Below are 19,710 nucleotides of genomic sequence, written 5' to 3' on the forward strand. Positions count from 1 at the left end.
TCAAGGACTCGGATGATTATTAGATGGGTTTTTGTTATAATTAGCAGTGGAAAGAAATTTACTTGGGGCGGTGTTGATTCGTGAAGTATAATTCAGTTTTTGATATTATCGGACCAGTTATGATTGGTCCTTCCAGTTCACATACAGCAGGTGCAGCAAGAATCGGTAAAGCTGCACGAAACTTATTCGGTGAAGAGCCGAAATGGGCAAGAATTCATTTATATGAATCATTTGCTAAAACATATAAAGGACACGGAACAGACTTTGCTTTAGTTGGCGGATTATTAGGGTACGAAACAGATGATACGCGAATGAGTCAAGCATTGGATACCGCAAAAGAGAAGGCCATCGATGTTCAATTTATTGAGGACAGTGCTGGTGTTAATCATCCCAATACGGCACGGCTTATTATTGGAAATGATACAGAACAGATTGAGCTCGTAGGTATATCTATTGGTGGTGGAAAAGTTGAAATTACTGAATTAAATGGTTTTGAATTACGTTTATCAGGTAATCATCCGGCAATTCTTATTATGCATAATGATCGCTATGGTGCTATTGCGTCTGTAACTAAAATTTTAGCTAAACATGAGATTAATATTGGACATATGGAAGTGAATCGCAAAGATGTTGGAAAGGAAGCATTGATGGTTATTGAAGTCGACCAAAATGTGGAAGATACTATTTTAAAAGAATTAGAGAGTGCTGATCACATTATTCAGATTTCCAAAATAGTCAGCTAATCGTCTACAGAGAGGAGTTTTATCATATGTTTCGTAATGCCGCAGAATTAGTAGAAATGGCAGAAAAGGAAGATATTTTAATTTCAGAAATTATGATCCGTCAAGAGATGGAAGTTAAAGATAAGTCACGTGAAGAAGTATTTTCCGAAATGGAAAGGAACCTTGAGGTAATGGAAAAAGCTGTTGAAGACAGCCTGAAAGGTGTCGAATCGGTTACTGGATTAACTGGCGGAGATGCAGTTTTAATTCAAAATTATATGAAGGAAAAGACACCGCTGTCAGGTAATCTATTAATGGATGCTGTCAGTAAGGCTATGGGCACCAATGAAGTAAATGCGGCAATGGGAACAATTTGTGCAACACCAACTGCAGGGAGTGCCGGGTGTGTGCCAGGAACCTTATTTGCTGTTAAAAATCAGTTGAATCCGACGCGTGAACAAATGATACGTTATCTATTTACATCTGGAGCATTTGGATTTGTAGTTGCAAATAATTCATTTATTTCTGGAGCTGCCGGTGGGTGTCAAGCAGAAGTAGGTTCAGCTGGAGCAATGGCCTCTGCGGCTATTGTAGAAATGGCTGGCGGAACTCCGCAGCAATCGGCTGAAGCATTCGCTATGACTCTGAAAAACATGCTTGGTCTTGTTTGTGATCCAGTAGCAGGGCTAGTTGAAGTGCCATGTGTGAAACGAAATGCAGGAGGGTCTTCTCTTGCAATTGTATCAGCAGATATGGCCTTAGCTGGTGTTACGAGCAGAATCCCGTGCGACGAAGTGATTGGTGCCATGTACCGTATTGGTAAGCAAATGCCATCAAGCTTGCGTGAGACGGGTGAAGGCGGACTTGCAGATACCCCTACAGGACGTCTATTAAAAGAGAAAATATTCGGCATGTCCGTTTAGAAAGAGTGATTAACGTGCTAAGCGAATCAGTTATGCAAGTAAATGGGGTGGGTGATAAATTTGCAGCAAGTCTGGCAGAGATGAATATCCATACTGTTGAAGATTTGCTGTATTATTTCCCTAACCGATATGATGTATTTGAAATCAAACCTCTTAGCGAATTAATTCATGAAGATAAAGTGACAATTGAGGGAAGGGCAGTCAACGAGCCTTCCCTTACTTGTTATGGAAAGAAAAAATCCCGGTTAACTTTTAATGTTGAAGTAGAGAATGTAGCTATTAAAGCTGTTATGTTTAATCGTGCATTTGCTAAAAAGCAAATAAATGCAGGGGACACAATTACATTAACTGGTAAGTGGGATGCACATCGATTGCAAATCACTGTCAATGATTATAAAAAAGGTCCTGCATCTGAGCAGACAGCGATCCAGCCAATGTACTCGCTAAAAGGTGACGTAACTAATTATAAGATAAAGAAAGCGATACAGACCGCAATTAACGATTTTGCAGTGGAAGTTACTGAAATTTTACCAGCTTATTATTTGGACACTTATAAACTTCCAAATCGACAAAGTGCAGTAAGGACAATGCATTTTCCGAGAAATAGAATTGATTTAAAACATGCAAGACGAAGATTTACATATGAAGAGTTTCTATTATTTCAGCTAAGAATGCAGTTATTAAGAAAAATTAAACGTGAGGCTACAGAAGGCAATGCGCAGCACTATGATACGATGCAGCTTCAGGAATTTATCGGTACCTTCCCATTTTCACTAACCAATGCACAGCAAAAGTCATTAGATCAAATACTAGCTGATATGAAATCCCCCTATCGAATGAACCGTCTATTGCAAGGTGATGTTGGTTCCGGGAAAACAGCAGTAGCAGCGATTTGCCTATATGCAGCAATAACTGCAGGTAAACAAGGTGCATTAATGGTTCCAACAGAAATATTGGCTGAACAGCACTATCAATCACTTACAGAATTATTCGGTGATAAAGCGTCAATCATACTACTAACCGGGTCTGTTAAAGGGAAAAAAAGAAAAGAGATGGCAGCTGCAATTGAAAGACATGAGGTAAATATTGTAATCGGGACTCATGCGTTAATTCAGGATGATGTTTTCTTCGATGATCTTGGTTTTGCCATTGTTGATGAGCAGCATCGGTTTGGGGTTAAGCAACGTCGTACACTACGTGATAAGGGGTTAAATCCTGATGTTTTATTTATGACGGCTACCCCAATCCCACGTACATTAGCAATTACTGCATTTGGTGATATGGATGTCTCTGTAATTGATGAAATGCCATCAGGCAGAAAAGAAATTGAAACATACTGGACAAAAGAAAATACACTTGATCGCGTACTCGGATTCATTGAAAAACGTGTTAATCAAGGTGAACAAGCCTATGTTATTTGTCCATTAATTGAAGAGTCGGATAAGATGGATATTCAAAATGCCGTTGACCTTTTTCATCAATTACAGGAGTTTTATTCAAATTCTTTAAAAGTTGGGCTTATGCATGGACGACTTACAGCCGATGAAAAAGATGAGGTCATGAAACAATATGCCGCAAATGAAATTCAAGTATTGGTCTCGACAACTGTTGTTGAAGTGGGTGTGAATGTCCAAAACGCAACGATTATGGTTATTTATGATGCAGAGCGTTTTGGCTTATCCCAGTTACATCAGCTAAGAGGACGCGTAGGTCGTGGAGATAAGCAAAGCTATTGTATTTTAATTGCTGATCCAAAGGGAGAAGTTGGAAAAGAACGGATGCGCATAATGACTGAAACCAATAACGGATTTGAGTTATCCGAGCAGGATTTAAAGCTTCGTGGTCCGGGTGACTTCTTTGGCAAAAAACAAAGTGGTCTGCCAGACTTCAAGGTAGCAGATATGATTCATGATTATCGCGCTTTGGAAACTGCCAGGCAGGACGCGCAGGAAATAATTGAGAAGAATTTACTGGAGGAAAATAATGAATTTTATCAACTAAGAGTTAACTTGGAAAACAATACATTTCTTCATGATAAACTTGATTAATTGTTAACTTGCATATTTAGACTTGGTATTATATATTACTATTAGTACCAAGTCATAGTATTAGCAGTAATACCACATTTTTTATGGATGGTGCCAGTAAATGAAGATAAGTAAAGTGGAACGGCAGCGATTATTAAAGGAAACAATTGAGAGTACTCCGTTTATAACAGATGACGATCTTTCAAAAAAATTTAACGTTAGTATCCAGACAATTCGTTTAGACCGAATGGAACTATCGATTCCAGAGCTTCGCGAGCGAATTAAGTCGGTTGCTACATATCAATGGAATGAAACGGTTAAAGCACTTACCCTGGATGAAGTAATTGGGGAAATCATTGATTTGGAATTGGATAACCGGGCAATTTCAATTTTAGTAATTAATAAAGAACATGTTTTTTCAAGAAATAAGATAGCAAGGGGACATCACTTGTTTGCACAAGCAAACTCACTTGCTGTTGCCGTTATTAATGATGAACTCGCATTAACTGTAAAATCTGAGCTTAAGTTTACGCGCCAGGTTAATGAGGGAGAACGTGTGGTTGCAAAAGCCTTTGTAGAAGATGTGAGCGATAAAGGTTTAACAGTTGTCAGGGTAAACAGTTTCGTGGAAAACGAAAAAGTATTTACCGGGTTATTTCATATGTATCGTTCAAATGATCAAAAAGGGGACAATCCAAAATGAAAATAGCAATTGATGCCATGGGAGGCGACCATGCACCCAAAGAAATTGTTTTGGGAGCGATGGATGCTGTTTCCCAAATAGAAAATTTAACGATAACTTTAATTGGTGATGAAAAAAAAATAAATTCATATTTATCAAAGACAAAAAATATTGATATTATTCATACGGATGAAGTAATTACTGCTGCCGATGAACCTGTCCGTGCGGTACGACGCAAAAAAAATTCCTCGCTTGTATTAATGGGAAAAGAAGTAAAGGAAAATCGTGCTGATGCGTGCATATCTGCTGGTAATACTGGTGCCCTTATGAGCGCTGGGCTGTTTGTAGTTGGGAGAATTCCAGGTGTTGACCGTCCTGCACTAAGTCCTACATTGCCAACAATAGATGGAAAAGGCTTTTTACTTCTTGATGTAGGAGCTAATGTAGATGCAAAAGCACATCATCTTGTCCAATACGCAATTATGGGTTCCATTTATACAGAAAAAGTACGTGCAATTGCCAGCCCAACAGTAGGATTATTAAATGTTGGAACTGAAGAAGGAAAAGGAAATGAGCTAACTAAAAAAGCATTTACGCAATTAAAGAAAGCCCCAATTAATTTCATTGGGAATGTAGAAGCACGAGATATATTATCAGGAGCTGCTGATGTTGTTGTAACAGATGGATTTAGCGGAAATATTGCTCTAAAAACTATTGAAGGTACCGCAATGACAATGTTTTCAATGCTTAAAGAAACGTTTATGTCATCTGTTAAAACAAAAATTGCCGCTGGAATGGTTAAAAGCGACTTAAAAGGGCTGCAAGGTAAACTGGATTATTCAGAGTATGGCGGGGCTGGATTATTTGGTCTTTCTGCACCTGTAATAAAGGCACACGGGTCGTCGAACCGCCGTGCTGTATACAATGCAATTAAACAGGCGGCGCATATGGTTGAATTTGATGTCACAAATACAATGAAATCTACTATGGAAACAATTGAATGGGGGGAGAACGAATGAAACGAATAGCCTTTATGTTCCCTGGGCAAGGGTCACAAACAGTAGGTATGGGGAAACCATTTTATGATGAATATCCCGAGGTACAGGAACTATTTCGTGAAGCGGATCAGCTTTTAGATGTGGATTTATCATCTATTATGTTTGATGGTTCTAAGGAAAAATTAACAGAAACAGAAAACGCTCAGCCCGCATTATTACTTTCTAGTTTTGCTGTACATACGTTGCTTGTAAAAGAAGGAATAAAGCCTGATATGGCTGTTGGACATAGTCTTGGAGAATATAGTTCACTGGTCGCAGCCGAAGCAATTTCTTTCCAGGAAGCACTGCCACTTGTTGCTTCGCGTGGCAAATTGATGGAAGAAGCGTTTCCAAAGGGAAAAGGTGCAATGGCAGCGGTTCTGGGTATGTCTGAGGAGGATATAAAACAATCTCTTCAACATTCGGCCGAAGATGAAGTTGTTGATATTGCCAACTTGAATTGCCCTGGTCAGATTGTTATTTCCGGGTCTAAAGAAGGAATAGAGACAGCAAGCAAGCTTTTAAAAGAAAGTGGTGCAAAGCGTGTTTTACCATTGAATGTTAGTGGCCCCTTCCATTCGAGACTTATGAAGACAGCTAATGAGCAGTTTTCAAAAAAATTAAATGATATAGAATTTAATGATGCACGCATTCCGGTTTATGCGAATGTTTCTGCTCAACCTGTAACCGAAAAGGAAGAAATAAAAGATTTACTAATCAAGCAGCTTTATTCACCTGTTCGATTTGAAGAATCCATCCGTAATATAATTGACGATGGTGTAGATGCCTTTGTTGAGGTAGGTAATGGTAAAGTATTAAGCGGTTTAGTAAAGAAAATTGATCGTAATGTTAAAACATTTGCAGTACAGGATCCGGCATCGTTAAATGATTTTATTTCGTGGTATAAGGAGGACTTGTAATGTTACAAGGGAAAAACGCTCTAGTAACTGGAGCTTCACGCGGTATCGGTCGCTCCATCGCCCTGGAATTGGCAAAACAAGGTGCAAATGTGGCAGTAAATTATGCTGGCAGTGAAGAAAAAGCACAATCTGTTGTTGAAGAAATCGAGCAATTGGGTGTAAAATCATTTAAGGTAAAGGCGGATGTTGCGAACCAGGAGAATGCTAAAGCAATGGTTAAAGAAGTTGTTAGCCAATTTGGCAGTTTGGATATCCTGGTTAATAATGCTGGGATTACAAGGGATAATTTGTTAATGCGGATGAAGGAAGATGAATTCGATCAAGTGATTAACACGAATCTCAAGGGTGTTTTCCAATGTACCAAAGCTGTTTCAAGACAGATGATGAAACAAAAAAGCGGCAGAATTATAAATGTTGCTTCAATCGTAGGTGTGAGTGGTAACCCAGGCCAGGCAAATTATGTTGCAGCTAAAGCTGGTGTTATCGGCTTAACGAAGTCCACCGCAAAAGAATTTGCATCACGTAATATCTTGGTTAACGCAGTCGCGCCTGGTTTTATTTCAACTGATATGACGAATGAACTCACTGAGGAGCAAAAAGAAGGCATGCTTGCGATGGTCCCTTTAGCAAAACTTGGTGAACCGGAAGATGTGGCAAAAGTTGTCCGTTTCCTTGCTTCAGATGACGCCAATTATATTACTGGACAAACAATTCATATAGATGGTGGAATGGTAATGTAGGTGATGGGGGCTTGCTTAGATGCGTGAAGAAAGTCCATCAAGCACGGGCTTTGTCGTCCAGTAGCAATTGTTTACTTGACGATTTCTAGGGGCCAGAACTGGATCAGGAAAAGTGAATTAGGATCACGGAGCATGAAAGTTAAAATCCTCGAAGGGGGGTGAAGTATTATGGCAGATGTATTTGATCGTGTGAAAAATATCATCGTTGATCGTCTTGATGTGGAAGAATCTAAAGTGAAAATGGAAGCTTCTTTTAAAGATGACTTAGAAGCAGACTCATTAGACGTTGTTGAGCTTGTTATGGAGCTTGAAGATGAATTTGATATGGAAATAGCAGATGAAGAAGCAGAGAAAATTAATACTGTGGGTGATGCTGTTAACTACATAAACAGTATTCAATCATAAATATAGTCGAAAGTCTCGCAAATGCGGGACTTTCCGTATATTTAAAGTCTCAAATTAATCTTTGCTAAAAATAAATAGTACTGAGTGGTGATAACGATATGAATATTTCATCGTTGCAAGAACAACTTGATATTACATTTAATGACCATGACTTAATCAGACAGGCTTTTACACATTCATCTTATGTGAATGAGCATCGTGAAGAATCATTTTCGGATAATGAACGTCTGGAATTTTTAGGGGATGCCGTTCTGGAATTAGGTGTTTCTCAATATCTATATCGAAACCAGGATAGCATGGCTGAAGGGGATCTAACTAAGTTACGTGCATCGATTGTTTGTGAACCATCTTTAGTAAATTTTGCTCGTGAATTGAATTTCGGGGAATATATACGATTAGGGAAAGGTGAGGAACAAACAGGCGGCCGTGATCGCCCAGCTTTGTTAGCGGATGTTTTTGAAGCGTTCCTTGGAGCATTGTATCTTGATAAGGGATACGATGTTGCTACTCAATTTTTAGAGAAATACGTATTTCCGAAAATAAAAACAGGTGCTTTTTCGCATGCGATGGATTATAAGAGCCAATTGCAAGAGCTTGTGCAGCAACATAAAATTCACAACATAGAATATAGTATTGTGGAAGAAAGAGGCCCTTCCCATGATAAGGAGTTTGTTACACAGGTGCTAATTAAAGGTGATGTTGCAGGAGTTGGTGTTGGTCGTACAAAAAAAGAAGCAGAGCAACGTGCAGCAAAAAATGGATTGGATAGCTATAACGACTAATAAAATATTAGAAAAATTGGCATATCCCCAAGCTATAATTGCCCAGTGGAGTAAGTAAGAATCTATACTACCTTTACTTCCTGAGGAATAAACCAGAGAATCATTTGATTCTCTGGCCTTTTAGAAATACATTTATGTTATGATTTCCTTACAGATCGTAATTCATCAATAAATGCTTGTGTTTCCGAAGCACTTAATTGCCCCTTTTGCTTAATCATGTCATACATAAATTTAATGTCCTCGTATTTATCTAAATCATAATCTTCCGGGTCCATAATGGTGCGGTTAACGACATTCAACATCTCAGCAAGTTCATCAAGGATAAACTTTAGGTTTTCTTGTGATGGATTCTCCAAATTCATGTAAACACCTCATCTAAAATAGTTTGGCACAACAAAATGCAATGAATTACGTATGTATTAGGCTATGCCTTCTTTTGTGCCTATCTTTATGATAAAATAAATGCGGTAAAAAGCCAAATTTAATAGGCTACATAAAATTTTACTTTACCTCTGCAAGAAATAGGAGAATGTATAATGTATTTAAAACGATTGGAAAGTGTTGGATTCAAGTCATTTGCTGAACGGATCAGTGTTGATTTTGTTCCTGGTGTTACAGCGGTAGTGGGTCCAAATGGAAGTGGAAAAAGTAATATAACAGATGCAATAAGATGGGTGCTTGGGGAGCAATCAGCCAGATCCTTACGTGGGTCCAAGATGGAAGATATTATCTTCCAGGGCAGTGACTCAAGAAAGCCCTTAAACGTTGCTGAGGTTACTCTAGTACTGGATAATAACGATAAAGAACTTCCACTTGACTATGAAGAAGTAAGTGTTACCCGCCGTGTATATCGTTCAGGGGAAAGTGAATTTTATATAAATAAACAAGCTTGTCGATTGAAAGATATCGTGGAGCTATTTATGGATTCAGGTCTCGGTCGTGAGGCATTCTCGATTATCAGTCAGGGTAAGGTAGAGGAAATTTTAAGTTCCAAAGCAGAAGAACGGCGTACTATTTTTGAAGAGGCTGCGGGCGTGCTTAAATATAAACAGCGCAAGAAAAAAGCAGAATATAAGCTAGCTGAAACACAAGAGAATTTAAATCGTGTAGAAGATATTATTTATGAAATCGAGCAACAAATTGATCCGTTAGAGGAACAAGCTGAAACTGCTAAGAAATATTTGGATAAGAAGGAACAATTGAAACAACAGGAAATTTCGCTTCTTGTTACGGAAATTGAACAACTTCATCAACAATGGCAAGCATTACTTGATGAATTAGAAACAGAAAAAATGAATGAAATTAATCTGAAAACGTCAATCCAGCAAAAAGAAGCAAAATTGGAAAATGAGCGTCAGGAAATACAGGGACTGGATGAAGAAGTTGAACAACTGCAAGCAAACCTCTTAACTACTACACAACAACTTGAGCAGCTTGAAGGTAAAAAGCAATTACATAATGAACGTACAAAACATTTTGCTGAAAATAAAGAAAAGCTGGAGCTGCAAAAAAAGGAAGCAGCAACTCGAATTGGAAAGTTACAAGATGAACTAAACGATGAAAGTGAACAACTTTCAACATTACAGGCAAGACGAGATAATACAAAACAGCAGGTTGAACAATTAGAAGAAAAACTGGCAACAGGAAGAGAAAATATTGCTGAGCAAATTGAAGAACTGAAATCGGAGTATATCGAATTTCTAAATAAGCAAGCTGCAAAGCGAAATGAAAAACAATCGATTGAACAGCAGCAACAGCAGATTACAGGTAAAAAAGATAAGCAGGCAGAGAAATTTGAGGATTTACTCATACAACGAAATGAACTTACCACTAAAAAAGATCAACTGCAATCTGATTATAATAATCAAGAAAAGAAATATGATGCTAAGAGTTCAGCTATACAGCAATTAAAAGAAAAGTTGAGCAACGATCGCCATGCATTTCAAGAAGCACAGACCAAACTATATCAAGGATATCAATATATGGAGAAGCTAAAATCCAAACAGGAAATGCTTGAAGATATGAAAGAAGATTTTCAAGGGTTCTTTTATGGTGTTAAGGCTATTCTGAAAGCCCGTGAGGAAAGGAAACTTGATGGTATCTCAGGTGCTGTAATTGAGCTTGTTGATGTGCCTAAAACGTATATAACAGCTATTGAAACAGTACTAGGTGCTCAGGCGCAGCATGTCGTTGTGAATGATGATACAGCAGCTCGAGATGCGATTAGCTGGCTTAAAAAAACTAGCAGTGGACGAGCAACATTTTTACCTTTATCCTCCATTAAAGCCCGTTTTGTGCCGAAAGAGGTACTGTCAAAAGTCGATAATCATGCTGGTTTTATTGGTGTCGCTGCGAATTTAGTATCTGCACAAGATGATTTTCAAAAAGCAGTTAATCATCTAATGGGTCATGTGATAATCGCTAAAACACTACGCGATGCCAACGAAATTGCCAAAACTGTTATGCGCAGATATCGGATTGTGACACTTGATGGAGACGTTGTTAATCCAGGTGGCTCAATGTCTGGTGGAGCACAGAAGAAATCGAATCAGTCTCTGTTCACAAGGGAAAAGGATTTACAGGAAGTAACAGATAAATTAAATGAATTTCAGAAGAAGGCAAGTTCTTTTGAACAGAAAGTTAATAAACAAAAGCAGCAAATTGAAGAGACAGAAAAACAATTAGCAAACGAAGAACAAGCTATTACCAATGAACATCAGATACTCCAGGAAATTCGATCTGCCTACAAAGAAGCAGAAATGAAACTGGTATCACTTAATGATAATCTAACGTTATATGATCAGGATAAACAGCAATTTGACCAAGATAACAATGAATTAGTAACCCGTGATAAGCAACTCACAAATGAGCTGGATGATATATCTAAACAGCTTGAGATGGTGCAAAATCAGATTGATGAACTTACGGAACAGGAAGCAGATTTCAAAGAAAACCAGGAACAATTACAACAAGATTTGCAGAAAGAACAGGTAAACTTGGCTGAGCAGGAAGAGCGTCTGAAGAACCAACGTGAAAAAACGAATACGGTTAAAGAACAATTAACCGAAATTCAAGCCCAATATGATAAATACACTAATGATCTAAACGACTTGCTAGAAATGCATAATTCCGAAGAAACCGAAGCAGAAATTGATCAGAACATCCAGTCGGCAAAGGAAAATAAGGAAACCTTAACGACTAGAATCCAGCAGATGCGTTCAGACAGATCAGAGCGGACACAGCTTATGCAGGATCAGGAAAGAGAATTAAAAGAAGAGAACAAAAAGCATCAATCATTTATGCAAGAAATCCAGCAAAAAGAAGTAAAAGCCAATCGTTTAGATGTAGAACTGGAAAATAGGCTGTCGCATCTGCAAACAGAATATACGATTACTTTTGAAAAAGCTAAACAGACCTACGATAAGACAAAGGATATTGAAGAGACTAAATCTATGGTGAATCAGATCAAACAAGCGATTGACCAGCTTGGGACAGTGAATCTGGGTGCGATAGATGAATATGACCGTATTTCTGAGCGTTATGACTTTTTATCTGAGCAAAAGAATGACTTAGTGGAAGCAAAACAAACTTTATATAGCGTGATTTCAGAAATGGATGAGGAGATGCAAAAGCGATTCGGTGAAACGTTCAGTCAGATTAAGGACGAGTTCGCTGTTGTCTTTGAGCAATTGTTTGGAGGCGGTCGCGCAGAATTGAAGTTAACTGACCCAAGCAATATTCTGGATACAGGTGTAGAAATTATTGCACAGCCACCAGGTAAAAGACTGCAGCATTTAGGTCTGCTTTCCGGTGGTGAACGCGCATTAACAGCAATAGCACTATTATTTGCGATATTACGTGTTCGTCCTGTACCGTTTTGTGTACTAGACGAAGTAGAAGCTGCACTTGATGAAGCAAATGTTACGAGGTTTGCAAAATATGTGAAAGCATATAGTAAAGATACGCAATTTATAGTGATTACACACCGTAAGGGTACAATGGAAGAAGCAAATGTATTATACGGTGTGACAATGCAAGAGTCTGGAGTATCACGTTTAGTATCTGTTCGGTTGGAGGATACGAAAGAATTAGTTAACTCATAGGAAGGATGTCACATAGATGAGCTTCATGGAAAAATTGAAGGGTAAATTCAAGCAAAACGAAGAAACAGAAGAAGTTTCAGCAAAATATAAAGAAGGTATGGAAAAGACACGAAATTCCTTTTCAGGCAAGATTAATGATCTAATCGCCCGCTATCGAAATGTTGATGAGGATTTTTTTGAAGAGCTGGAAGAAGTGCTCATATCAGCAGACGTTGGGGTTATGACAGTAATGGATCTTGTTGAAGAATTAAAGATGGAAGTTAAACGTCAAAATATAAAAGATACGAAAGAAATAAAGGATGTTATTTCTGAAAAGCTTGTAGAAATTTACTATGGAGACGATGACGAGGAAATTGAAGCGTTGCATATTGAAGAAAACCAACTTTCTGTAATTCTTGTTGTTGGTGTAAATGGGGTTGGCAAGACAACCTCTATTGGTAAACTCGCACACAAATTAAAACAGGATGGTAAAAATGTTGTTTTAGCAGCGGGTGATACTTTCCGTGCTGGTGCTATCGAACAGCTGGATGTTTGGGGAGAACGTGCTGACGTTGATGTGGTCAAGCAAAGTGCCGGGAGTGATCCTGCAGCAGTTATCTTTGACGGTATTAAGGCTGCAAAATCCCGTAATGCCGATGTATTAATCTGTGATACAGCAGGAAGGTTACAAAATAAAGTCAACTTAATGAATGAGCTTTCCAAAGTAAAGCGAGTTATTGAACGTGAAGTTCCTGGAGCACCCCACGAAGTACTGTTAGTATTAGATGCTACGACTGGTCAAAATGCAATGAGCCAGGCAAAAACCTTTTCCGATGCAACAGATGTATCTGGTATTGTGTTAACGAAGCTTGATGGAACCGCAAAAGGAGGAATTGTCCTGGCAATCCGAAATGAGTTGAATATCCCTGTTAAATATGTGGGGCTTGGAGAAAAAGTAGAGGATCTCCAGGAGTTTAACGCACATGCATTTGTCTATGGTTTATTCGCCGATCTTCTTGATGATAGCCCAGAATAATGTTACTATATTTTATGTAAAGGATTTTCACTTAACAAGGGGTGTTTTGATTGCTGGAAAAAACTACGCGAGTTAATTATTTATTCGATTTTTATCAAGAGCTATTAACCCCTAAACAGCGTAACTATATGGAAATGTATTATTTGGAGGACTACTCACTGGGTGAAATTTCCGAACTATTTGAGGTTTCCAGGCAAGCTGTTTATGATAACATTAGACGTACAGAGAAAATGCTTGAATCCTATGAAAAAAAGCTAAAACTATATGATAAATTTCAGCAGCGTGTCACCATTTTAGCTGAGCTGGATGAAGTGACCGAAAATGATAGCAAGATGCAACAGTTTATTACTAAATTAAAAGAATTAGATTAGGGGGACACCTTCTATGGCATTTGAAGGATTGGCCGACCGTTTACAAAATACGATGAAAAAAATAAAAGGCAAAGGTAAGGTTTCAGAACAAGACGTTAAAGAAATGACGCGTGAAGTTCGACTTGCTTTACTTGAAGCCGATGTAAACTTTAAAGTTGTAAAAGACTTAATTAAACGGATAAAAGAGCGCGCTGTCGGACAGGAAGTTATGGAGAGCTTAACACCTGGTCAGCAGGTTATTAAAGTGGTGAAAGAGGAATTAACAGAATTAATGGGTGGCGAGCAAAGTAAAATTGCTGTTGCTGATCGTTCGCCAACAGTCATCATGATGGTAGGTCTGCAAGGTGCAGGTAAAACAACGACAACTGGTAAGCTAGCAAATCATTTACGAAAACAGCATAATCGGTCCCCACTATTGGCAGCTTGTGATATATACCGCCCAGCAGCGATCGACCAGCTTGAAACACTTGGCAAGCAATTGGAAATGCCTGTATTTTCAAAAGGAACAGAGGCCAGTCCGGTTGATATTGCTTCTGAAGCCCTAGAGCAAGCTAAAGCAGAGCACAATGATTATGTAATCATTGATACAGCAGGGCGTTTGCATGTTGATACTGATTTAATGGATGAATTACAGCAAATCAAGTCAGCTGTTAAGCCGGATGAAATATTCTTAGTTGTTGATGCTATGACAGGTCAGGATGCTGTGAATGTTGCTGAAAGTTTTAATGAACAACTGGATTTATCTGGTGTTGTTCTAACTAAACTTGATGGTGATACACGTGGTGGTGCAGCGCTTTCCATCAAAGCTGTTACCGATAAACCGATTAAGTTTGCCGGTACAGGTGAAAAGTTGGATGGATTTGAAGCGTTTCATCCTGAACGAATGGCATCGCGGATTCTCGGAATGGGTGATGTGTTATCACTAATTGAAAAAGCACAAACTAATGTTGATGAGAAACAAGCGAAGGAACTTGAACAGAAAATGCGTACAGCATCTTTTACGTTTGATGACTTTTTGGAACAAATGGGCCAAGTGAAGAATATGGGCCCGTTAGAGGACCTGATGGGGATGATCCCTGGAGCCAACAAAATGAAGGGGCTAAAAAATGCGCAAATTGATGAGAAACAGCTTGTTTATGTAGAAGCAATTATCAAATCAATGACAAAGAAAGAACGGCAAGAGCCAAGCATTATGAACGCAAGCAGAAAGAAGCGAATTGCGAAAGGTTCAGGAACTTCAGTTTCACAAGTGAATCGTTTATTGAAGCAATTTGAAGAAATGAAAAAAATGATGAAGCAAATGACAGGTGCCCAAAAAGGGAAAAAAGGCAAAGGGATGAAATTTCCGTTCATGTAATATTTAAGCGAAAGCGGCATTAGTCCTTCCTGTACATCGGAGCCGGACGTGAGCTGTTCAAGTATAAGATATTCAATACTTTTTATCATGTAATGGAAAAACACTTTACAGACATTGAACTTTCTGTTAGAATCTAAAATTGTGTAAAACATATTTATTGGAGGTGCAATAACATGGCAGTTAAAATTCGTTTGAAACGTATGGGATCTAAAAGAAATCCATTTTATCGTTTAGTTGTAGCTGATTCACGTTCTCCACGTGATGGTCGCTTAATCGAGCAAATTGGAACATACAATCCTGTAGTTAATCCAGTTGAAGTTAAAATAGATGAAGAAAAAGCATTGGATTGGATGACTAAAGGTGCTAAACCAAGTGATACAGTTCGTAACCTATTCTCAAAAGAAGGCATCATGAAAAAATTCCACGACCAGAAAAATCAATAGTAAAGTAGTGTGATATCATGAAAGCCCTAATTGAATCAATTGTTACACCGTTAGTCGATCAACCAGAGGACATTGTTGTAACGGAGACAGAAGAGGATGCAAAAATTGTTTATCATCTTTCTGTAAATCAAGATGATGTCGGTAAGGTTATTGGCAAAAATGGACGTATCGCAAAAGCAATTCGTACTGTTGTGTATGCAGCGAAATCAGATGCAAACAAGCGTATTTATTTGGATATTATGTAAAGGGAGAGGGGATACCTTTCCCTTTTTCCACATCTGATTCATTATTTCTGTATCAAGACTGTTTAAGAGAGTGAGGAACAGTAGTGCAAATAATAAAGAAGGTTCTCATAAAGCAGGTTATTACAGACAAAAGTAAGGCAAAATTGCATAAAAACTTTTATAATCATAAAATGCGGCTTGAACAAGAGTGTCAACAACTCCTGTTTGAACAACGTAAGTTACAAAATAAAACAGGTGTATCAAAGCAAGAGCTCTCTCAGCGATTCCAGCAGGAAGTTAAAAATCGCAAAGAAAAAATAAAGCTGCTTGATTTTAAAATCGAACAGATGGATATGCTGGAAATAGGCAGTGAAATCACAGAAAAAGAAGTTGAATCTCTTGTTGAGGTTAAAGTTGGATCGCATTGGAATGAGATTATGGAAGAAACAGCGATTGTTATTGAAGATGACATCGTTATTCGAATTGATGAGTAGCAGGTGAAATTATGACTGAAAAGATGTTTAATGTAGGAAAAATAATAAACACACATGGCATAAGAGGCGAAGTGAAAGTACTTCGTATCAGTGATTTTGACGAACGGTTTGAAGCTGGAGGAACATTATTTCTAGTGAAAGAAAACGAAGCTCCTATTGAACTGGAAATTGATTCACACCGTGTACATAAAGGGTTTGACCTTCTTCAATTTAAAGGAATCGACAACATTAGCGATGTTGAACATTATAAAGGTGCATACTTAAAAATAACGGAAGAACAGTTAACCGACCTGGAAGAAGATGAATACTATTACCACGAAATTATTGGCTGTACTGTCTATTTGAATAGTGGTGAAAAGCTCGGTGTAATTAAAGAAATTTTATCACCAGGAGCAAATGATGTATGGGTTATGAAACAGGAAAAGGGAAAAGATGTACTTATTCCTTATATTGAAGAAGTTGTGAAGCAGGTAGATGTAACAGCAGGTAAAGTAATCATCGAACCAATGGAAGGACTGCTGGACTAATGCATATTGATGTATTAACGTTATTTCCTGAGATGTTGTCCGGAGTTTTTAATTCTTCGATTCTTAGAAAAGGATATGAAAAGGATAAGTTTAGCTATAGCCTAGTTAATTTTCGTGATTATACCGAAAACAAACATTATAAAGTCGATGACTACCCTTATGGTGGCGGGGCAGGTATGGTGTTAACTCCACAACCTGTATTTGATGCAGTCGATGCAGTTGTCAAGGAAAGGCCAACAAAGCCACGAATTGTACTTATGTGTCCGCAAGGTGAACCTTATAATCAGAAAAAAGCTGAGGAGCTTGCAAAAGAAGAGCACCTCGTATTTATTTGCGGTCATTATGAGGGCTACGATGAACGGATCAGGGAACAGCTTGTCACCGATGAAATTTCCATAGGTGATTATGTGCTTACCGGTGGAGAACTTGGAGCTATGGTTGTTATTGACAGCGTTGTTCGCTTATTACCGGATGTTTTAGGTAACAAAGAATCCGCACCTGAAGATTCCTTCTCAACCGGATTATTGGAGCACCCACATTACACACGTCCAGCTAACTTTCGCGGTATGAAAGTTCCGGACATACTGCTATCAGGCGATCATGCTAAAATAGAAGCGTGGCGCAGGAAAGAATCATTGAAACGGACATATAACAGGCGACCTGAATTAATCGATAAACAGACATTATCTGAAGAAGACGCTAAAATATGGAATGAATTTAATAATAAATAGAAAAACAGTTGAACTCACTATATCAATATGGTATATTTACTGTTGTGCTTAAGTAGGATACTTAAGCCGTATAAACGGTGTTCCGCTGTCCCTTAGTAAGATATGAGCATTGGTTTGGAAGGAGTGAAGCAGTATGCAACAATTAATCGCAGACATCACAAAAGATCAGCTTCGTACTGATCATCCTGAGTTTCGCCCAGGAGACACTGTTAAAGTACACGTTAAAGTTGTCGAAGGCACTCGTGAACGTATTCAGGTTTTCGAAGGTGTTGTAATTAAACGCCAAAACGGTGGAATCAGTGAAACATTTACAGTAAGAAAACTTTCTTACGGTGTTGGTGTTGAACGTACATTCCCAGTACATTCTCCTCGCGTTGCGAAAATTGAAGTTTCTCGTCGTGGTATTGTTCGACGTGCAAAACTATACTATCTTCGTAATTTACGTGGAAAAGCAGCACGTATTAAAGAACGCAGATAATAGTCAACATTATTGGAAAGGAGCTTTGCCCATGTGTGCAAACTCCTTTCCTTTTTACTTTTAGAAAACTTAGCTTATCGCCAAGCCTTGATATAGATAAGCTTTAGTTGCACTTATGCAGTAAGAAAGTATTTATACATTCTTAACTGCTAAATACAAATACATATTTTCATGTGGAATGATATAATACAGGTAATATAATAATACTATAATATATACTGTTGTTGTCGGAGGGGAATATATGGCTAAACAGAAAAGTGAATGGTTTGACTGGATAAAGGCTTTACTAATTGCCTTTGCATTAGCTTTTATCGTTCGAACATTCTTTTTTGCCCCAATTGTTGTAGATGGTCCATCCATGATGCCCACACTGCATGATCGGGACCAAATGATTGTTAATAAATTTTTATATGATATTACAGAACCAGAACGATTCGATATAGTCGTTTTTCATGCTTCAGATCAAAAAGATTTCATCAAACGAATTATCGGGTTACCTGGCGAACATGTTGCTGTTGACGATGATGTATTATATATCAATGGTGAAGAGGTTAAAGAACCATTTCTAGCATCGCAAAAGAAAAAGAGGATGTCCACTAACCCTTTAACAAGTGATTTCAAGCTTGAAGATCTTGCAGGTGAATATGAAAAGATTCCAGAAAATCACGTACTTGTGTTAGGTGACAATCGTAATAATTCAACAGACAGTAGAATGTTAGGTCTAGTATCAATGGACCAAATTGTTGGAAAAACTGGTCTAATATACTGGCCTTTTGATAGAATGCAGACTATAAGCGAATAAGGTGATAAAACAATGACAATACAATGGTTTCCAGGGCATATGGCAAAAGCAAGACGTGAGGTAGAAGAGAAATTAAAGCTTGTTGATTTTGTAATGGAACTAGTTGATGCAAGAGCTCCACTATCTTCACAAAATCCAATGCTGCAACAGGTATTACAAAACAAGCCTAAAATGGTTGTCCTGATGAAAAAAGATTTAGCAGATAGCCGTGAAACAGACAGATGGATTTCTCATTTTAAAGATCAAAACATCCACGCAGTAGCAATTAATGTAAATGATAAAGCCGACCTGAAACGAGTAATCCAATTAGGTAAAGAACTGGGTCAAGCTAAGATGGAGAAACTAAGGAAAAAGGGAATTCAGCCACGTCCAGCCAGGGCAATGATTATAGGTATACCAAATGTCGGTAAATCTAGTTTAATCAATCGTCTCGCCAATAAGAAGATTGCTAAAACTGGTGATAAGCCAGGTGTAACAAAAAAACAATTATGGATTAAAGTAAAAAAAGACTTTGAGTTGCTTGATACTCCGGGAATTTTGTGGCCTAAATTTGAAGATGAACTAGTCGGCTATCGTTTAGCAGCAATTGGCACTATCAAGGACCAATTGCTATCGTTACAGGATATTGTCGCGTTTGTTATTAAGTATATGCAAGAGCATTACCCTAAACAGTTAAAAGAGCGTTATGCAATTGAAGCAGATGTGGAAGATATGTGGGAAATATTTTTGTCAATTGGTAAACAGCGTGGTGCTTTGGAAAGTGGTGGAAACGTAAATTTCGAAAAGGTGTCAGATCTGGTAATAGGCGATCTGCGGACAGGAAAGCTTGGCGATATCACACTTGAAACTCCGGAAAATTAAGTGGCATACATCCAAGGATGATGTCACTTTTTACTTTTTCCCGAAAACAGCCGATATATAGAAATA

General features: G+C 38.2%; 22 protein-coding genes. 21 read left to right on the top strand and 1 reads right to left on the bottom strand.

Annotated elements, in window-relative coordinates:
* Positions 1-80: 80 nt before the first annotated feature.
* From sdaAB to rnc, 9 genes are all read left to right on the top strand, one after another.
* Complete coding sequence (sdaAB, locus tag ACTWQM_RS07670; RefSeq protein ID WP_443257593.1) at positions 81-743, top strand: L-serine ammonia-lyase, iron-sulfur-dependent subunit beta; 663 nt, start codon at positions 81-83, stop codon at positions 741-743.
* A 26-nt stretch (positions 744-769) separates the two neighbouring features.
* Complete coding sequence (gene sdaAA / locus ACTWQM_RS07675) at positions 770-1,645, top strand: L-serine ammonia-lyase, iron-sulfur-dependent, subunit alpha (protein ID WP_443257594.1); 876 nt, start codon at positions 770-772, stop codon at positions 1,643-1,645.
* Positions 1,646-1,659: 14 nt separating this feature from the next.
* Positions 1,660-3,693 (top strand): ATP-dependent DNA helicase RecG, encoded by a 2,034-nt coding sequence (gene recG / locus ACTWQM_RS07680; RefSeq protein WP_443257800.1) that lies wholly within the window; start codon positions 1,660-1,662, stop codon positions 3,691-3,693.
* 100 nt (positions 3,694-3,793) lie between these two features.
* The gene (gene fapR, locus ACTWQM_RS07685; protein WP_443257595.1) at positions 3,794-4,375 is read left to right on the top strand and encodes a transcription factor FapR; all 582 of its coding nucleotides are present in this window, start codon (positions 3,794-3,796) and stop codon (positions 4,373-4,375) included.
* Positions 4,372-5,373 (top strand): phosphate acyltransferase PlsX, encoded by a 1,002-nt coding sequence (plsX, locus tag ACTWQM_RS07690; RefSeq protein WP_443257596.1) that lies wholly within the window; start codon positions 4,372-4,374, stop codon positions 5,371-5,373. The genes fapR and plsX overlap by 4 nt, the downstream gene beginning before the upstream one ends.
* Positions 5,370-6,311, top strand: a complete 942-nt coding sequence (fabD, locus tag ACTWQM_RS07695; protein WP_443257597.1) for an ACP S-malonyltransferase — start codon at positions 5,370-5,372, stop codon at positions 6,309-6,311. The genes plsX and fabD overlap by 4 nt, the downstream gene beginning before the upstream one ends.
* On the top strand, positions 6,311-7,051 hold the full coding sequence (gene fabG, locus ACTWQM_RS07700; RefSeq protein WP_443257598.1) for a 3-oxoacyl-[acyl-carrier-protein] reductase: 741 nt from the start codon (positions 6,311-6,313) through the stop codon (positions 7,049-7,051). Before fabD ends, fabG begins: the two co-directional genes overlap by 1 nt.
* A 168-nt stretch (positions 7,052-7,219) precedes the next feature.
* Entirely contained in the window at positions 7,220-7,456 is a 237-nt protein-coding gene (gene acpP, locus ACTWQM_RS07705; protein WP_092492981.1) for an acyl carrier protein, read from the top strand.
* 98 nt (positions 7,457-7,554) lie between these two features.
* Positions 7,555-8,238: a ribonuclease III gene (gene rnc / locus ACTWQM_RS07710; RefSeq protein ID WP_443257599.1), complete on the top strand. Its 684-nt coding sequence runs from the start codon at positions 7,555-7,557 to the stop codon at positions 8,236-8,238.
* 137 nt (positions 8,239-8,375) lie between these two features.
* Here the strand turns inward: rnc and ACTWQM_RS07715 are convergent, their stop codons facing one another.
* Entirely contained in the window at positions 8,376-8,600 is a 225-nt protein-coding gene (locus tag ACTWQM_RS07715) for a DUF1128 domain-containing protein (protein WP_443257600.1), read from the bottom strand.
* 174 nt (positions 8,601-8,774) lie between these two features.
* Between ACTWQM_RS07715 and smc the strand changes: the two genes are divergently transcribed.
* The 12 genes from smc to ylqF all read left to right on the top strand — a co-directional run bounded on the left by smc (position 8,775) and on the right by ylqF (position 19,644).
* A complete protein-coding gene (smc, locus tag ACTWQM_RS07720; protein ID WP_443257601.1) occupies positions 8,775-12,341 on the top strand; it encodes a chromosome segregation protein SMC in 3,567 nt (1,188 codons plus the stop codon).
* A gap of 16 nt (positions 12,342-12,357) precedes the next feature.
* The gene (ftsY, locus tag ACTWQM_RS07725; RefSeq protein ID WP_443257602.1) at positions 12,358-13,356 is read left to right on the top strand and encodes a signal recognition particle-docking protein FtsY; all 999 of its coding nucleotides are present in this window, start codon (positions 12,358-12,360) and stop codon (positions 13,354-13,356) included.
* Positions 13,357-13,406: 50 nt separating this feature from the next.
* The gene (locus ACTWQM_RS07730; RefSeq protein ID WP_443257603.1) at positions 13,407-13,727 is read left to right on the top strand and encodes a putative DNA-binding protein; all 321 of its coding nucleotides are present in this window, start codon (positions 13,407-13,409) and stop codon (positions 13,725-13,727) included.
* 13 nt (positions 13,728-13,740) lie between these two features.
* Positions 13,741-15,084, top strand: coding sequence for a signal recognition particle protein (gene ffh, locus ACTWQM_RS07735; RefSeq protein ID WP_443257604.1), 1,344 nt, complete (start codon positions 13,741-13,743; stop codon positions 15,082-15,084).
* 173 nt (positions 15,085-15,257) lie between these two features.
* The gene (gene rpsP / locus ACTWQM_RS07740; RefSeq protein WP_443257605.1) at positions 15,258-15,527 is read left to right on the top strand and encodes a 30S ribosomal protein S16; all 270 of its coding nucleotides are present in this window, start codon (positions 15,258-15,260) and stop codon (positions 15,525-15,527) included.
* Between the two features lie 17 nt (positions 15,528-15,544).
* Positions 15,545-15,772, top strand: a complete 228-nt coding sequence (locus ACTWQM_RS07745; RefSeq protein ID WP_443257606.1) for a KH domain-containing protein — start codon at positions 15,545-15,547, stop codon at positions 15,770-15,772.
* 83 nt (positions 15,773-15,855) lie between these two features.
* Entirely contained in the window at positions 15,856-16,245 is a 390-nt protein-coding gene (locus ACTWQM_RS07750; RefSeq protein ID WP_443257607.1) for a YlqD family protein, read from the top strand.
* 11 nt (positions 16,246-16,256) lie between these two features.
* Positions 16,257-16,772: a ribosome maturation factor RimM gene (gene rimM / locus ACTWQM_RS07755; protein ID WP_443257608.1), complete on the top strand. Its 516-nt coding sequence runs from the start codon at positions 16,257-16,259 to the stop codon at positions 16,770-16,772.
* Positions 16,772-17,503 carry a tRNA (guanosine(37)-N1)-methyltransferase TrmD gene (trmD, locus tag ACTWQM_RS07760; protein WP_443257609.1) on the top strand — a complete coding sequence of 244 codons (732 nt, stop codon included), beginning with the start codon at positions 16,772-16,774 and terminating at the stop codon, positions 17,501-17,503. The genes rimM and trmD overlap by 1 nt, the downstream gene beginning before the upstream one ends.
* A gap of 133 nt (positions 17,504-17,636) precedes the next feature.
* Positions 17,637-17,981 carry a 50S ribosomal protein L19 gene (rplS, locus tag ACTWQM_RS07765; RefSeq protein WP_443257610.1) on the top strand — a complete coding sequence of 115 codons (345 nt, stop codon included), beginning with the start codon at positions 17,637-17,639 and terminating at the stop codon, positions 17,979-17,981.
* A 241-nt stretch (positions 17,982-18,222) separates the two neighbouring features.
* Positions 18,223-18,783, top strand: coding sequence for a signal peptidase I (lepB, locus tag ACTWQM_RS07770; protein ID WP_443257611.1), 561 nt, complete (start codon positions 18,223-18,225; stop codon positions 18,781-18,783).
* Positions 18,784-18,795: 12 nt separating this feature from the next.
* Entirely contained in the window at positions 18,796-19,644 is an 849-nt protein-coding gene (ylqF, locus tag ACTWQM_RS07775) for a ribosome biogenesis GTPase YlqF (protein WP_443257612.1), read from the top strand.
* Positions 19,645-19,710 lie beyond the last annotated feature (66 nt).

Origin of the sequence: Virgibacillus sp. L01, from assembly GCF_052246775.1 — a bacterium.
Taxonomy (GTDB): domain Bacteria; phylum Bacillota; class Bacilli; order Bacillales; family Amphibacillaceae; genus Lentibacillus.

Bases quoted from the DNA above. Each gene is read 5' to 3' on its own strand.
- sdaAA (WP_443257594.1), top strand. From the start codon at position 770: ATGTTTCGTAATGCCGCAGAATTAGTAGAAATGGCAGAAAAGGAAGAT.
- fapR (WP_443257595.1), top strand. From the start codon at position 3,794: ATGAAGATAAGTAAAGTGGAACGGCAGCGATTATTAAAGGAAACAATT.
- plsX (WP_443257596.1), top strand. From the start codon at position 4,372: ATGAAAATAGCAATTGATGCCATGGGAGGCGACCATGCACCCAAAGAA.
- fabD (WP_443257597.1), top strand. From the start codon at position 5,370: ATGAAACGAATAGCCTTTATGTTCCCTGGGCAAGGGTCACAAACAGTA.
- fabG (WP_443257598.1), top strand. From the start codon at position 6,311: ATGTTACAAGGGAAAAACGCTCTAGTAACTGGAGCTTCACGCGGTATC.
- acpP (WP_092492981.1), top strand. From the start codon at position 7,220: ATGGCAGATGTATTTGATCGTGTGAAAAATATCATCGTTGATCGTCTT.
- rnc (WP_443257599.1), top strand. From the start codon at position 7,555: ATGAATATTTCATCGTTGCAAGAACAACTTGATATTACATTTAATGAC.
- ACTWQM_RS07715 (WP_443257600.1), bottom strand. From the start codon at position 8,600: ATGAATTTGGAGAATCCATCACAAGAAAACCTAAAGTTTATCCTTGAT.
- smc (WP_443257601.1), top strand. From the start codon at position 8,775: ATGTATTTAAAACGATTGGAAAGTGTTGGATTCAAGTCATTTGCTGAA.
- ftsY (WP_443257602.1), top strand. From the start codon at position 12,358: ATGAGCTTCATGGAAAAATTGAAGGGTAAATTCAAGCAAAACGAAGAA.
- ffh (WP_443257604.1), top strand. From the start codon at position 13,741: ATGGCATTTGAAGGATTGGCCGACCGTTTACAAAATACGATGAAAAAA.
- rpsP (WP_443257605.1), top strand. From the start codon at position 15,258: ATGGCAGTTAAAATTCGTTTGAAACGTATGGGATCTAAAAGAAATCCA.
- ACTWQM_RS07745 (WP_443257606.1), top strand. From the start codon at position 15,545: ATGAAAGCCCTAATTGAATCAATTGTTACACCGTTAGTCGATCAACCA.
- rimM (WP_443257608.1), top strand. From the start codon at position 16,257: ATGACTGAAAAGATGTTTAATGTAGGAAAAATAATAAACACACATGGC.
- trmD (WP_443257609.1), top strand. From the start codon at position 16,772: ATGCATATTGATGTATTAACGTTATTTCCTGAGATGTTGTCCGGAGTT.
- rplS (WP_443257610.1), top strand. From the start codon at position 17,637: ATGCAACAATTAATCGCAGACATCACAAAAGATCAGCTTCGTACTGAT.
- lepB (WP_443257611.1), top strand. From the start codon at position 18,223: ATGGCTAAACAGAAAAGTGAATGGTTTGACTGGATAAAGGCTTTACTA.
- ylqF (WP_443257612.1), top strand. From the start codon at position 18,796: ATGACAATACAATGGTTTCCAGGGCATATGGCAAAAGCAAGACGTGAG.